The following is a 13182-nucleotide window of genomic DNA, read 5'->3' as shown; positions in this document are numbered from 1 at the left end:
CTAGAGTTTTGAAAAACCCTAATGAAAATAACGTTTTATTTATGCAAAGAGTGGTGGGGCACGCCCTTGGGGCAATAGAAATAAGCGTTGCAGTGCAAAATAAACATGCTTAAACGCTTGCTGATAAGCCACTAAACGGATTTGAATCCGGACCAGTACTTCTTTCACACCCAATTCAGGCGGCAAGACCAGATTGGCATAGACCGTACAGTACTGACATTGGTGATTAGGATCATGATGGTCATGATGCGGCAGCGGGGCCTGAGCTTGCTCAAGCTGATGTTCATGTGAATGTGAACTATGTGCCGAATGGCTCTGTGTACTTTGTACTTTGGGTAACAGCAGCGCCTGGGTGATGGTTTCACACACCGGCGCAATCTGGTATTGCTTCGGGAGCAGCGGCTGCAAGAAAACCGCAATCTGTAAACAGACCGCGGTCAAAGCCAGCAGCAAACCACAACGAAACAAAGACAACATCTTAAACAGTATCGATCACTTAACGTTTAACAGCGACTTTCTCTTTATCACGCTGGCGCACCACTTTTTCCACTTTCTCACGGGCACGCTGACGTTTTAAAGGCGATAAATAATCAACAAAAAGTTTGCCATTTAAGTGATCCATTTCATGTTGGATACAAACAGCGAGAAGTTCGTCAGCTTCTAACTCAAATGCTTGACCTTCAAGGTTAATTGCCTCGATTTTTACGCGTGACGGACGCTCAACTTTGTCGTATATTTGAGGCACAGAGAGACAGCCTTCTTCATAAGGCTGAGTTTCTTCGGTCAGTGGAATGACTTTGGGGTTAATGAACACCATCGGTTGGTTTTTCTCTTCCGAGATGTCCATAACAATAAGCTGAATATGATGATCAACCTGAGTTGCCGCCAAACCGATACCTGGTGCTTCATACATGGTTTCAAACATATCTGCTGCAAGCTGACGAATTTCATCAGTGACTTCTTCGACTGGCTTGGCAATGGTACGAAGGCGGGGATCAGGAAAACTTAAAATAGGTAATAAGGCCATACTGTCGTCCTCACTTATGCCATTGATCAAAAAACCAACTGAAGGGAATGCTTGATCAAAAAAATTGTGTGTAAAGTCGTTATTATAGCGCAACTACACACATAATTTTTAGGAATTATGATAATGAAAAAGGTTTTAAACGGCATACCATCTTTTCATGCCTTGGGGTTAAAAAAACAACTGATTGCGGCTGCAATTTGTGCGGGATTGGGAATGACTGTCAATTTTGCCCATGCTGCCAGCCCGAATGTCAGCCCACCTGCAGTTAAAGTAGGCGCTCCGCATGTTTATGTGGTGAAAAAAGGCGATACGCTGTGGGATATTTCCGGCAAATTTTTAAAGAAGCCCTGGCGCTGGCCTGAAATCTGGGCAAGCAACAAACATGTGAAGAATCCACACTGGATTTATCCGGGTGATCGCCTGCTGCTATGTAGCCTGAACGGTAAACCATTGATTGGTAAAGATGAAGGCGATGGCTGTGACGGTATCATTCGTCGTTATACCGGCAATACCGCGACCTTGCGCCCGCAAGTCCGTATTGAAGCACTGAACAATAGTGTCCCTGTTATTCCCTTGACCCATATTCAGCAATGGCTGGAACGCACTTCGGTACTGCCTGCAGAGGCAATTGCCAACACCCCTTATATCCTGGGCACCGCGGATAACCGTGTTATGGCCGGTAAAGGTCAAAGTGTTTATGTGCGTGGCCAGGGCCTTGAAAATGGTCAACGCTATGGCGTATTCCGTGAAGGCGAGCCTTATATCGTTCTGGATCAGAATGGCAAGAAGCAGAATCTTGGCATTGAGCTGACCCAAGTCGCTTCAGGTGTGGCCATTCGTAGTGAAAATGACATCACCACGGTTGAACTGACCGACAGTTATAACGGCGAAGTGCGTCGCGGTGACCGTGTCATGCTTGAACAGGATGCCATGCTGCCAACCCTGTTCTACCCGACCGATGCCAATCAGGTCAAAGACGGCGGTAAAATCATCCGGGTGATGGGTTCGATCGGTACAGCCGCAAAAAATGGTGTCGTGACTGTTGATCGTGGCACTGTGGATGGGATTGAGGTCGGTCAGGTATTCAGTATCTATCAAGATGGCGAAACCATTCGTGATCCAAAAACCAAAGAGCAAGTGAAACTACCCGGCCAGTATTTAGGGAGTGCCATGATCTTTAAAAGCTTTGACCGTATCAGCTATGCCTATGTACTTGAAAGCGAATTACCGATCAAGCTGGGCTCAGACATCAAGCCACCACGTCTCGACGATTAAGGTCTCAAATGTTGAATCAATTATCGCCTCATCACTACCCTACCGTGCTGGTGTGGTACTTGGTTCAACATTCGCTTTCCAGCTTTCACAAGATCCAGCAGCATTTTGGCAGCTGTGAACAGGCAACCCAACCGCAGCGTTTTTCGGAATGGGAGCAACTGGGCCTGCATGCCAACCATTTAAAACGTCTAAAAGAATTTCAGACCGCACAAGGCCAGCAACAGTTTGAACAGCTGCTGCAACTGATTTGCCGTCATAGTGACTTTATTTTAACACCCGACGATATTGGCTATCCGACGCAGCTCCTGCCTTATAGCGACCGCCCACCGATCCTGTTTGGACAGGGTCAGGCCCAAGCGCTATTACAACCCCAGATTGCCATGGTTGGCAGTCGTAAGCCGAGTCCTCATGGGCGACAGGTGGCTTATGATTTTGCTTACTATTTAAGTGAAAAGGGTTTTTACATCAGTAGTGGTCTGGCACATGGGATTGATCAGGCTGCGCATCAGGGTGGGCTGGCGCATCAGCGTACCATCGCAGTGACGGGTACAGGACTCGACAGCGTCTACCCTGCCCAGCATACGCAACTCGCGCAACAGATTCGCCAGTCAGGCGCGATTGTGACTGAATTTCTACCCACCACCATGCCTTTACAACAACATTTCCCACGACGCAATCGGATTGTCAGTGGCTTGAGTCTGGGCGTATTGGTGGTCGAAGCCGCGCTCAAAAGCGGTTCATTGATTACCGCCAATGAAGCAGCCACTCAGGGCAAAATGGTGTTCGCCATTCCTGGACATATTTATAGTGAGCATCATCAGGGCTGTCATCAACTGATTCGCGAAGGCGCGATTCTGGTCGATCATCCTGAACAGGTGATTGAAGATCTGGCTTTACCGACGCAATGGCAAGCACAGCAGCGGTCAGCAACAGAAAGCAGCTCGGCACCGCCAACACTACCCGCACATTTAATTGAGCTGTATCAGGTTTTAGACTGGGTCGGACAGGATCTGGATCAGCTGGTTCAACATTATCCTGTCTCCATTGCTGAATTAACCGCCCAATTAATGGAACTGGAATTACTCGGTTTAAGCATGCAACAGGCAGGACGCTATTTACGTTGCCGTCCAATGCATTAAACTACTCACATCTCCCTTTTATCGTTTCATTCTCCCTATGATGACGTCCTCTATTGCTGAAGCAGCACAACTTTTAAAACAAGGACAGGTCCTGGCTTACCCGACCGAAGCGGTCTGGGGACTGGGCTGTGATCCCTACAATGAGCAGGCTTTTCAGGATATTCTGGAACTCAAACATCGTCCCGTTGAAAAAGGCGTGATTTTACTGGCCGGCCATTTAGATCAGGTCGAACATTTACTACAGGGTTTAACTTCCGAGCTTCGTCAGCAGGTGATCAGCAGCTGGTCTAACCGCCAGCCAACTGAACGTGCCACCACCTGGCTCCTGCCTGCCGATCAGCACATCCCGACCTGGATCAAAGGCCAGCATCCGCTGGTGGCGGTGCGTGTCACCACGCATCCTTTATGTATGCAACTGTGTCAGGATTTTGGTGGGTTTATTGTCTCGACCAGCGCCAATCCCGCAGGTCAGACACCGGCCCATGGTCTGGCAGAGGCCCAAGCCTATTTTGGCGATGCATTACATTATCTTGAAGGCGATCTGGGTCTCAGCCGTGAACCGAGTCGCATTTTAAACGCACTCACGGGTGAAATTGTTCGCGCCTGATTAGGTGAATAGCGGACAAAAAAAAGCTCAGTTATATAGGGATAACTGAGCATAAAAAGGATGTGTATAATCACATCCAGAGGGTTCATCAATTCGGTGAGCAACTTATTCATTCTAAAATGAATGATCTTGCTGTGGCTGGTATTATGAGCTAATCATTTCATTTATACAAATATATTATTTATCTAACAAAAAAGGTGAAAAGCGTACCTTTTTTGTCACTTTCACCTTTTTAATAAAATTATATTTTTATTTTTATTCAGCTTTTTTTGAGCATAAACTTTGCCGATCTTTGAAAATATAGTTGCAAATCAGATACAAAGAACAATCATTTAAAAAATAAATTGGTGCGTTTGTCTATTTTTTAAACAAACACACCTTTTAAGTTCATCTTTACGAAGCAGACTCTACCAATTTCACCGAAGCTTTTACGGTTTTCTTCTGGGCCATGATAATGCCCACCAGAATCATCACCCCACCAATGCTATGATAAATAGTCCAGTGTTCCGACAGCCACAGACTGGCAATAATGGCAGTAAATACCGGCATCAGGTTCATAAAAATACTGGTCCGGTTTGGCCCGATCGCCTGCACAGCAACCATCCACAATAACGGTGCAATTAATGACGGGAACACACCTGCATAGAGCACGCTGGCGGCATTGTCAGCATTGATGCCATCCAGCCCCAGCCACAGTAAAAATGGCAGATGATAAATCAGGGCAAACGCAATCTGTACATAGAGACTGGTCATCAATGGCAGCTGCACTTGCCATTTTTTCAGAAATACCCCATAGAAAGCATAAAATCCTACCGCCAAGACCATGACGGCATCACCCCAGTTACCGCCCTGCTCAAAAAGGCTGGCAATACGGCCCTGGCTCATCACATAAATCAGGCCGGCGAAAGACAGTAAACTGCCAAAAATTGCATAGCGATTCGGTGCATCTTTTAAAATGAGATAGGAGATAAAAATGGTAAAAATAGGCACAAAGGCATTCACAATGCCCATATTGGTCGCGGTGGTATAATGTGCTGCGGTATAAGACAAACCTTGATAAAGCACCATACCAAATGCACTGAGTACCGCCAGCTTAGGGATGAAGGGGCGGATCAAAGCACGTTGCTTCCAGACCTTGGGCAACATAAAGGGTGTCAAGATCAGGAAGGCCACAAACCAGCGATAAAAACTGATACTGACCGGTGAAATATAATCGGCCACATAGCGCGTTACCGCGATGTTAAGTGACCAAATCAACACCGCAATCAAAGGCAATACAAATGCCCACTTTTGGTATTTGCTAAACTGACCCATCATTTTTCTCACAATATCTCAGCAATGGATGTATTGTGGTAGATGTCCAAAATAATTGAAATATCGTATTTCAGACATTTATATCGCGCTCACGACATTGCTGCTTAGAACAGCTCCCAGGCTCGCATCGCATGTTCCACTACTTTATGCAGTTGCTCAACCGTTGCCCCATCTCGAGCCTGAATGGTTAGCCCCTGCACAACCGTTGCATAGAAGTCGGTCATTTCCTGTAAAGGCGCGGTTGCCGCCAGATCACCATCAGCGACACCCTGCTCTAAACGCTCCAACAGTTTTTGCTTGGTCTGTAAACGTTTTTCCAGAATATTGTGTTGCACTGCCTGAGCATTATCCGAGCAGTTCATAGTCGCCACCACCAGCATACAACCTGCAGGTTTATTGGGTTGCGCCAAACGCTTGACGTTGTCATATAGATACAGCTCAAATGCAACTTTGGCGGTTTTGGCTTCTAAAAAGATAGGAACAATCGGACAGGCTTCATGGGCCAGATAATAATCAATACATTTATAAAACAGCCCGGCTTTATCACCAAAACTACTGTATAGACTCGGCGCAGTCAGTTCCAGAGCCTGGGTCAAATCACTGATCGAGGTCGCTTCATAACCATGTGCCCAGAACAATAACATCGCTTTTTCCAGCGCCTGCTGTTCGTCAAAACACTTCGGACGACCACGCTTTTTTTTCAAGCTGTCATCACAGGGTGCTACTGTTGGCTCATGTGCATTGGTCATAGCTGTCACAAATATTTCATAACGATCACTATTAAATTAATTGACGGCTCAACTTTAATCAACTATTTTATTTTATATCGATCGTTATAAAAACTAATGTTTTTTCAATTTTATTGTTATCCCTATAACAATAAAGGGAATTATTATGGAAAACTCCACTCCGGCAGACCTCAGTGCGCTTGAATCCAATCCATCTCAAGGGAACTGGTTTGCCTTACTTTCCGTCACCTTTAGTGCATTTGCCTTGGTGACAGGTGAATTCCTGGCCATTGGTGTCCTCAATGACATCGCACGTGACTTTCAAATTTCGGTTGGAACAGCTGGTCTTACCGTTTCTTTAACTGCGATCGTCGGCATGTTTGCTGCGGTACTGATTCCAGTTTCGGCGAAGACACTCGATCGGCGTACCTTGCTGTTGATGCTTACCCTGTTGATGATTATTGCCAATCTGCTGACTGCATTTGCACCTAATTTCATGATTTTATTGTTTGGACGTGTCATCTTGGGTGTGGCGGTGGGAGGCTTCTGGGCAACAGCCGTGGCATTAAGCGGTCGACTGGCACCACCGCATTTACCCATTGCCAAAGCGACTGCCTGGGTGGCTTTCGGGGTGACCTTAGCCAGCGTATTAGGGGTACCGATGGGGACATGGCTGGCTCAATATAATGGCTGGCAAACCTCTTTCATGGCGATTTCCCTCATGGGTGTCCTGCTTTTGATCTTCCAGTACCTTTATCTGCCTCAACTCAAACCGTCTTCATCTTTGCGCTGGAAAGAACTGCCGATTCTGCTGCAACACCCTGCCGCCCGTAAAGGCCTGATCATTTTTCTGTTTATGGGCTTTGCGCATTTTGCTGCGTATAGCTACTTTTCAGCCTTCTTTAAACATGAGCTCGATTTTTCGGATAGCCTGATTAGCCGTTTACTGCTGGTCTATGGCATTGCAGGCATTTTCGGGAATATTTTTGCAGGCTACCTTGGCCAGATCAATATCCGTTATGCCTTTGCAGTCAGTGGCGCTGCGTTCTTGCTGGCATTTTTAGCGCTTCCGCTAGTCGGGGCCAATGTCATGCTTGCCATTGTATTAACGGCTTTATGGGGCTTCGCCTACGGGATTATTCCAACTGCGGTGAATATCTGGATGTTTACTCATGCACCTGAAGCGGTTGAAAAAGGCATGCCGATGGTGACTTTAACCTTTTTAATCCTGATTGCGCTGGGCAGCATGTTCGGTGGCCTGATTGTTGATCATTTTGATGGCACCATCTTATTTTTTGCCATGCTCCCACTGGTACTTTGTTCGCTCGTGCTGATCTTTACACTGGCACGGGGCTTAAATAATCCCAAAGTCACTTATAAAAATTAATCCTTAAGCTACAGATCAAACAGGAAATTAAACGACTTCTGTTTGATCTGTGAGAACCATCCAGAAATTTGCTTTTCCTCTTTTACAGTTCGCCCACTCCCATGATTCAGGGCGACTGTATTTTTCTTGAATCATCTCCTGCGTACGTATTATGGCAGCTCATGCACAATTTGCATAAGTGACCCAGATATTTTATAACGATCACTATAAAATTAATTGACGGATCTGGTTTTATTCTTTATTTTGTTTCATAACGATCGTTATAAAATAAAATTGATCTTTAGCTTTTATCCTTGTGCTGACAAATCAGGAAAATCCCATGCAAGCATCCACCTCATCAGACGAGCAGCCCACACAAATCACACAAGGAAGCTGGTACGCCATTTTGGCTGTTGCCATTGCGGCCTTTGCACTGGTCACCAGCGAATTTTTACCTGTCGGCGTACTCAACAGTGTCGCAGCCGACCTACAGATCTCAGTCGGTACAGCAGGTCTGATCATTACCCTTCCCGGGGTGATGGCTGCGATTGCAGCACCACTGTTACCCGTATCGGTCAAACAGCTCGATCGACGCTATGTATTGATCTTACTCACCGCAATCATGGTGATTGCCAATACCATTACCGCCTTTGCAGAGAGCTTCCATGTGCTGCTGTTGAGCCGTTTGGTGTTAGGCATTTCCATTGGTGGCTTCTGGGCAACTGCGATTGCTTTAAGTGGCAAACTGGCACCGTCTCATTTACCCATCGCTAAAGCCACTGCTATCGTCATGGCAGGCGTGACTTTTGCCACTGTGCTTGGTGTTCCAATCGGCACCTGGCTCAGCGAGTTTTATGGCTGGCGCAGTGCATTCGGTATTACCGCTGCTATTGGTTTGATTGTATTGGTGGTCCAGCTGATTTGCTTGCCTGAACTGAAACCTGAATCTGCCATTCATTTCCGTGATTTACCTGCGTTATTGCGCACGCCAAAAGCACGTAGTGGCATGTTAATCGTATTACTGATTGGTCTCGCGCATTTTTGTGCGTATAGCTATCTGGCACCATTCTTTAAAAACATTGCAGGCTTTAACGGTACCACCATCAGCTCGCTGTTATTACTCTATGGAATTGCAGGTATTTTCGGTAATGCATTTGCAGGCTATAGTGGTAACCTGAATGTACGCTATACCCTTGCCTTTGTCGGGATCTGTTTTGCGATTGTGTTCTTTGGCTTCCCGATCTTTGCAATTCATGAGTTTGGGGCGATTGTATTAACTGCGCTGTGGGGCTTTGCCTTCGGTGCTTTCCCTACCTCAGCCAATATCTGGATGTTTGTGCATGCGCCGCATGCGGTAGAAAAAGGCATGCCTTTGTTTGTCGGCATGTTTCAGGTCATGATTGCGACCGGTTCCTTACTCGGCGGTTATGTAGTCGACCATTTCAATGAAAATATCCTGATTTATGGCGTCATCAGCTTTGTGGCCCTGGCATTGATCAGTATCTTTACTTTAGCCAAAGGCTTAAATAATCCTAAAATGACATGTGAAAACTAACAGTGAGTCTCTCCGGATGAAGCAGAATGTTGCTGAACAATTTCCCTTGTTACGTGATATAGAAGTCCATGAATTTCTATATCAAAAGGATGATATTGTCAGCCCGCATTCTTCCATCTGGGGAGATTTTAACTTTAGTTTAAACGGGACTTTAGAGTTTGATATTGAAGGGCAATATTACTTGTCTCCGCCTAGCTATGGATTATGGCTGCCGCCGCGTACCGAGCATCAGTCGCTGCCCGTCGAGCATGAAATTCACTATATCTGTATTCGATTACATCCGCGGCTCGGCGATTTTTTAGGCGATGTTTGCCGCTGTTTTAGTATTGAACCTTTTTTCCGTGCGCTGGTGATTCATATTCTGGAACAGCAAAAACTGGCTGCTGCACCCGAGTATCTGGAGCACCTGCTGCAAGTTTTATATGATCAACTGAAACAGGCCCCTGCTTATTCGCATTATCTTCCGCAAAGTACCCATCCCGTTCTCGCGCCAATTCTGGAGCAACTGTCAGATCCAGCTTTATTTCAACTCAGCCTGCAGAAAGTCTTAGGAAATTTTGCAGTCAGTGAGCGTCATGTACTCCGTCTCAGCCAGCAAGAGCTGCAACTGTCATTATCAGAATGGCGTAATCGGGCAAAAATCATTTTTGCGATCAATCAGATCCGCCAAGGGATGACCATTAAACAGTTGGCCTTTGCTTTGGGTTATCACCACAGTTCCAGCTTTATTGAGTTCTTTAAACGCTATACTGGACAAACCCCGATTCAGCTAAAGAATGCTTCCCTCTAAAATAAAGGCTTGGTTTTTCTGATTATTTGTATGGATTCATAACAACAGCATTGCACTCTGCAGCAATAGCAGTTAAAACAAACGGGTATTGTCACAACAACAAATTAGGACCTATCTCATGAGTCAGTCGGTTTATCACATTCCTGTTAAGGACATTAAAGGTCAGGATGTTGATCTTGATCAATATCAAGGCAAAGTGCTCTTGATCGTCAATGTTGCATCTAAATGCGGCTTAACCCCGCAGTACGAAGGCTTGGAAAAACTTTATCAGGCCAAGAAAGATCAAGGCCTGGAAATTCTTGGCTTCCCTGCCAACAACTTTCTGGAACAGGAACCGGGCAGCAATGAGGAAATTCAGCAATTCTGTTCACTAAATTATGACGTGCATTTCCCACTTTTCGCCAAAATTTCGGTTGCGGGTGATGATAAGCATGCTTTATATCAAACCTTGACTCAAGCCATTCCTGAGCGTACAGGTGAAGGCCCTTGGTGGAAAGATCTGGTTGATTACGGCTTAACACCAAACAACCCACCTGAAGTATTATGGAATTTTGAAAAATTCCTCATCAATAAGAAGGGTGAAGTGGTTGCCCGTTTTGCACCTGATATCACGGCAGACGACGAACGCATTGTGAGCGCGATTGAAGCTGAACTAGCAAAATAAGCATTAAAAATATAGAGAAAAGAATAGTTTATCTATTCTTTTCTTTTAACTTCCTAGACAGTTCCTTCTATTATTTTCTTAGATTAAACTGTTGATGAATTGCAAAAATCACTTTTTTCTCCACATTTTCTCATTATAGTGACGCTCTTCTCATAATGTGGTGTAGTTCAGCCATGATGGACCGTTTCTCTATCAAAGCCATTCTCTCAGTAACCACCTTGGTGAGCCTATTCATGCTGGCAGGTTGCGATCAGGTCCCTCATGACAATGAGCAAGCTGAACAAAACACTGAGATTGAACAATCAATAACAACCTCTGAAAATATAGAACGTGAAGCAAGTATTGCTCAGGACACTCAAAACCTGAGTAAGGGTAATATGCTGAATATCGCGCGTGATATGGCCAAGTTGCAAATTGAAACTGATGACTATGTCACCCTGCTCAAGCAATCGCAAAGCAATCTTGAACAAGCAATCCAGGATAAAAATGTTCAAAAATTACAGCATACAACAGGCGATTTAAACCAGGAACTGCATGGCTTACATGACGCTTTATTATCGTTAAATTTGAAAAGTAATGAAGTCGATCAGATCCGCCAAAGTTTATTGAGTGCAAATCAGCAACTGCTCAATATGCCGTTATTGCATGGTCAAACCGATCTTTCCAAAATTGATTTTGCCAAGATCGAGAAACAGTTCAATACCATTCAAATGGATATGGTGAAACTGGCAACCTTGGTACTCGGCAATAAAGATGCTTCAAACGCTTAAAGACCGTTTATTTTAATTTTCGATGCAGCATAAAAAAAGCCACCTGACGGTGGCTTTTTTTAATCTCTAACCAGCAATAATTAAAGTGCGCGGTTTTTGATTTTACGAATCGTTTCAAGCTGAGCTGCAGTTTCTGCAAGCGAAGCAAGCGCAGCAGCAGAATCCAAATCACTCTTTTGGTTGGCTAGCAATTGTTCAGCTTGTTTACGAGCTTCCATAATTGCTGCTTCATCCAAGTTGTCAGCGCGAATTGCAGTATCTGCAAGCACGGTCACAACGTGAGGTTGAACTTCTAACACACCGCCTGATACATAAACGATTTCTTCTGTACCATTTTCCAACTGAACACGAATCGGGCCCGGTTGGAGCAAAGTTACGAGTGGCGCATGTCCTGGTAAAATACCAAGCTCACCGCCCGCACCTTTTGCGATTAACATCGTAACTTGTCCAGAGTAAATCGACTCTTTAACACTTACAACATCACATTGCATCGTCGCCATGAGAATCTCCTTAAATTAGAGTTGCTAATTAAAGTTTCTCGGCTTTAGCAATCACTTCGTCAATACCACCAACCATATAGAACGCTTGTTCTGGGATGTGATCGTATTCACCAGCTAATAGACCTTTAAAGCCACGAATCGTTTCTTTAAGTGGTACTAATTTACCAGGTGCACCCGTAAAGACTTCAGCGACGTGGAACGGTTGAGAGAAGAAACGTTGGATTTTACGCGCACGGTAAACAACCAATTTATCTTCTTCTGCTAACTCGTCCATACCCAAGATTGCGATGATGTCTTTAAGCTCTTTATAACGTTGCAATACGTTCTGTACAGAACGTGCAATTTCATAATGCTCAGCACCAACCACTAACGGGTCTAACTGACGTGAAGTTGAGTCAAGTGGATCGATCGCTGGGTAAATACCAGAAGATGCGATGTCACGGCTCAATACAACGGTAGCATCCAAGTGAGCAAACGTTGTTGCAGGCGATGGATCTGTTAAGTCATCGGCAGGTACGTATACTGCCTGGATCGATGTGATCGAACCAGATTTAGTCGACGTAATACGCTCTTGAAGAACGCCCATTTCCTCTGCAAGTGTCGGTTGGTAACCTACTGCAGATGGCATACGACCTAACAATGCTGATACTTCAGTACCCGCAAGTGTATAACGGTAGATGTTGTCGACGAATAATAATACGTCACGACCTTTACCATTTTCGTCTTTTTGATCACGGAAGTATTCAGCCATGGTCAAACCAGTTAACGCTACGCGTAAACGGTTACCTGGTGGCTCGTTCATCTGACCGTAGACCATTGCTACTTTGTCAAGAACGTTAGAATCTTTCATTTCGTGATAGAAGTCGTTACCTTCACGAGTACGCTCACCAACACCAGCAAACACAGATAAACCAGAGTGAGCTTTCGCGATGTTGTTGATCAACTCCATCATGTTAACGGTTTTACCAACACCGGCACCACCGAACAGACCAACTTTACCACCTTTCGCAAACGGGCAAAGTAAGTCGATGACTTTAATACCAGTTTCTAAAAGGTCAGTCGAAGCTGCTTGTTCAGCATAAGAAGGTGCTTGACGGTGAATCGGCAAACGCTCTTCAGTCGCTACAGGACCTGCTTCATCAATTGGGCGACCCAATACGTCCATGATACGACCAAGAGTCGCTGGACCTACTGGAACAGAAATCGGTGCATTTGTGCTAGTTACATTAAGGCCACGTTTAAGACCTTCTGTAGAACCCATTGCGATGGTACGAACAACACCATCGCCAAGCTGTTGCTGAACTTCTAAAGTAGTTTCAGTACCGTCAACTTGGAGAGCGTCATAGATCTTAGGAACGCTATTGCGCTCAAACTCGACGTCGATAACCGCGCCGATGATCTGAATGATACGACCGCTACTCATTGCTGTCTCCTCAATTCAAACTTA

At 45.2% G+C, this 13182-nt stretch carries 14 protein-coding genes; 8 read left to right on the top strand and 6 right to left on the bottom strand.

The window, feature by feature from the left end; translation table 11 throughout:
- Window positions 1–39: 39 nt before the first annotated feature.
- Both IEV39_RS16865 and def read right to left on the bottom strand, forming a co-directional pair.
- Window positions 40–477, bottom strand: coding sequence for a DUF2946 family protein (locus tag IEV39_RS16865; RefSeq protein ID WP_005281194.1), 438 nt, complete (start codon window positions 475–477; stop codon window positions 40–42).
- Window positions 478–496: 19 nt separating this feature from the next.
- The gene (gene def / locus IEV39_RS16860) at window positions 497–1027 is read right to left on the bottom strand and encodes a peptide deformylase (RefSeq protein ID WP_005281196.1); all 531 of its coding nucleotides are present in this window, start codon (window positions 1025–1027) and stop codon (window positions 497–499) included.
- A gap of 123 nt (window positions 1028–1150) precedes the next feature.
- Here def and IEV39_RS16855 point away from each other — a divergent pair, with 123 nt between their 5' ends.
- Genes IEV39_RS16855 through tsaC form a run of 3 tightly spaced genes read left to right on the top strand, consistent with a single transcriptional unit; the run spans window position 1151 to window position 4048 of the window.
- The gene (locus tag IEV39_RS16855; RefSeq protein WP_005281199.1) at window positions 1151–2302 is read left to right on the top strand and encodes a LysM peptidoglycan-binding domain-containing protein; all 1152 of its coding nucleotides are present in this window, start codon (window positions 1151–1153) and stop codon (window positions 2300–2302) included.
- Window positions 2303–2310: 8 nt separating this feature from the next.
- Window positions 2311–3441, top strand: a complete 1131-nt coding sequence (gene dprA / locus IEV39_RS16850) for a DNA-processing protein DprA (RefSeq protein ID WP_005281201.1) — start codon at window positions 2311–2313, stop codon at window positions 3439–3441.
- 37 nt (window positions 3442–3478) lie between these two features.
- The gene (gene tsaC / locus IEV39_RS16845; RefSeq protein ID WP_005281204.1) at window positions 3479–4048 is read left to right on the top strand and encodes an L-threonylcarbamoyladenylate synthase type 1 TsaC; all 570 of its coding nucleotides are present in this window, start codon (window positions 3479–3481) and stop codon (window positions 4046–4048) included.
- 393 nt (window positions 4049–4441) lie between these two features.
- Here tsaC and IEV39_RS16840 read toward each other — a convergent pair whose 3' ends face one another.
- Both IEV39_RS16840 and IEV39_RS16835 read right to left on the bottom strand, forming a co-directional pair.
- Entirely contained in the window at window positions 4442–5362 is a 921-nt protein-coding gene (locus tag IEV39_RS16840) for a DMT family transporter (RefSeq protein WP_005281212.1), read from the bottom strand.
- Window positions 5363–5466: 104 nt separating this feature from the next.
- A complete protein-coding gene (locus IEV39_RS16835) occupies window positions 5467–6120 on the bottom strand; it encodes a TetR/AcrR family transcriptional regulator (protein ID WP_165569319.1) in 654 nt (217 codons plus the stop codon).
- Between the two features lie 136 nt (window positions 6121–6256).
- On the opposite strand from IEV39_RS16835, the gene IEV39_RS16830 reads away from it, so the two are divergent.
- The 5 genes from IEV39_RS16830 (at window position 6257) to IEV39_RS16810 (ending at window position 11235) form a co-directional block, all read left to right on the top strand.
- The gene (locus tag IEV39_RS16830; RefSeq protein ID WP_005281218.1) at window positions 6257–7477 is read left to right on the top strand and encodes an MFS transporter; all 1221 of its coding nucleotides are present in this window, start codon (window positions 6257–6259) and stop codon (window positions 7475–7477) included.
- Window positions 7478–7796: 319 nt separating this feature from the next.
- Window positions 7797–9011 carry an MFS transporter gene (locus tag IEV39_RS16825; protein ID WP_005281221.1) on the top strand — a complete coding sequence of 405 codons (1215 nt, stop codon included), beginning with the start codon at window positions 7797–7799 and terminating at the stop codon, window positions 9009–9011.
- Between the two features lie 16 nt (window positions 9012–9027).
- The gene (locus IEV39_RS16820) at window positions 9028–9801 is read left to right on the top strand and encodes an AraC family transcriptional regulator (RefSeq protein WP_005228385.1); all 774 of its coding nucleotides are present in this window, start codon (window positions 9028–9030) and stop codon (window positions 9799–9801) included.
- 118 nt (window positions 9802–9919) lie between these two features.
- A complete protein-coding gene (locus IEV39_RS16815) occupies window positions 9920–10465 on the top strand; it encodes a glutathione peroxidase (RefSeq protein WP_005281224.1) in 546 nt (181 codons plus the stop codon).
- Window positions 10466–10638: 173 nt separating this feature from the next.
- Window positions 10639–11235, top strand: coding sequence for a PM1805 family lipoprotein (locus IEV39_RS16810; RefSeq protein ID WP_032883120.1), 597 nt, complete (start codon window positions 10639–10641; stop codon window positions 11233–11235).
- Window positions 11236–11315: 80 nt separating this feature from the next.
- Here IEV39_RS16810 and IEV39_RS16805 read toward each other — a convergent pair whose 3' ends face one another.
- Together IEV39_RS16805 and atpD are read right to left on the bottom strand one after the other, a co-directional pair.
- Window positions 11316–11735, bottom strand: a complete 420-nt coding sequence (locus IEV39_RS16805) for a F0F1 ATP synthase subunit epsilon (protein WP_005228378.1) — start codon at window positions 11733–11735, stop codon at window positions 11316–11318.
- Between the two features lie 28 nt (window positions 11736–11763).
- Window positions 11764–13158 (bottom strand): F0F1 ATP synthase subunit beta, encoded by a 1395-nt coding sequence (atpD, locus tag IEV39_RS16800; protein WP_004656517.1) that lies wholly within the window; start codon window positions 13156–13158, stop codon window positions 11764–11766.
- Window positions 13159–13182 lie beyond the last annotated feature (24 nt).

Source organism: Acinetobacter courvalinii (assembly GCF_014635545.1).
Taxonomy (GTDB): domain Bacteria; phylum Pseudomonadota; class Gammaproteobacteria; order Pseudomonadales; family Moraxellaceae; genus Acinetobacter; species Acinetobacter courvalinii.
Note: the sequence above shows the minus strand (reverse complement) of the source record. Positions and strands in the feature narration are given on the sequence as shown.

Bases quoted from the DNA above. Each gene is read 5' to 3' on its own strand.
- def (WP_005281196.1), bottom strand. From the start codon at position 1,027: ATGGCCTTATTACCTATTTTAAGTTTTCCTGATCCCCGCCTTCGTACC.
- atpD (WP_004656517.1), bottom strand. From the start codon at position 13,158: ATGAGTAGCGGTCGTATCATTCAGATCATCGGCGCGGTTATCGACGTC.
- IEV39_RS16840 (WP_005281212.1), bottom strand. From the start codon at position 5,362: ATGGGTCAGTTTAGCAAATACCAAAAGTGGGCATTTGTATTGCCTTTG.
- IEV39_RS16830 (WP_005281218.1), top strand. From the start codon at position 6,257: ATGGAAAACTCCACTCCGGCAGACCTCAGTGCGCTTGAATCCAATCCA.
- IEV39_RS16805 (WP_005228378.1), bottom strand. From the start codon at position 11,735: ATGGCGACGATGCAATGTGATGTTGTAAGTGTTAAAGAGTCGATTTAC.
- IEV39_RS16825 (WP_005281221.1), top strand. From the start codon at position 7,797: ATGCAAGCATCCACCTCATCAGACGAGCAGCCCACACAAATCACACAA.
- IEV39_RS16815 (WP_005281224.1), top strand. From the start codon at position 9,920: ATGAGTCAGTCGGTTTATCACATTCCTGTTAAGGACATTAAAGGTCAG.
- dprA (WP_005281201.1), top strand. From the start codon at position 2,311: ATGTTGAATCAATTATCGCCTCATCACTACCCTACCGTGCTGGTGTGG.
- IEV39_RS16820 (WP_005228385.1), top strand. From the start codon at position 9,028: ATGAAGCAGAATGTTGCTGAACAATTTCCCTTGTTACGTGATATAGAA.
- tsaC (WP_005281204.1), top strand. From the start codon at position 3,479: ATGATGACGTCCTCTATTGCTGAAGCAGCACAACTTTTAAAACAAGGA.
- IEV39_RS16810 (WP_032883120.1), top strand. From the start codon at position 10,639: ATGATGGACCGTTTCTCTATCAAAGCCATTCTCTCAGTAACCACCTTG.
- IEV39_RS16865 (WP_005281194.1), bottom strand. From the start codon at position 477: ATGTTGTCTTTGTTTCGTTGTGGTTTGCTGCTGGCTTTGACCGCGGTC.
- IEV39_RS16855 (WP_005281199.1), top strand. From the start codon at position 1,151: ATGAAAAAGGTTTTAAACGGCATACCATCTTTTCATGCCTTGGGGTTA.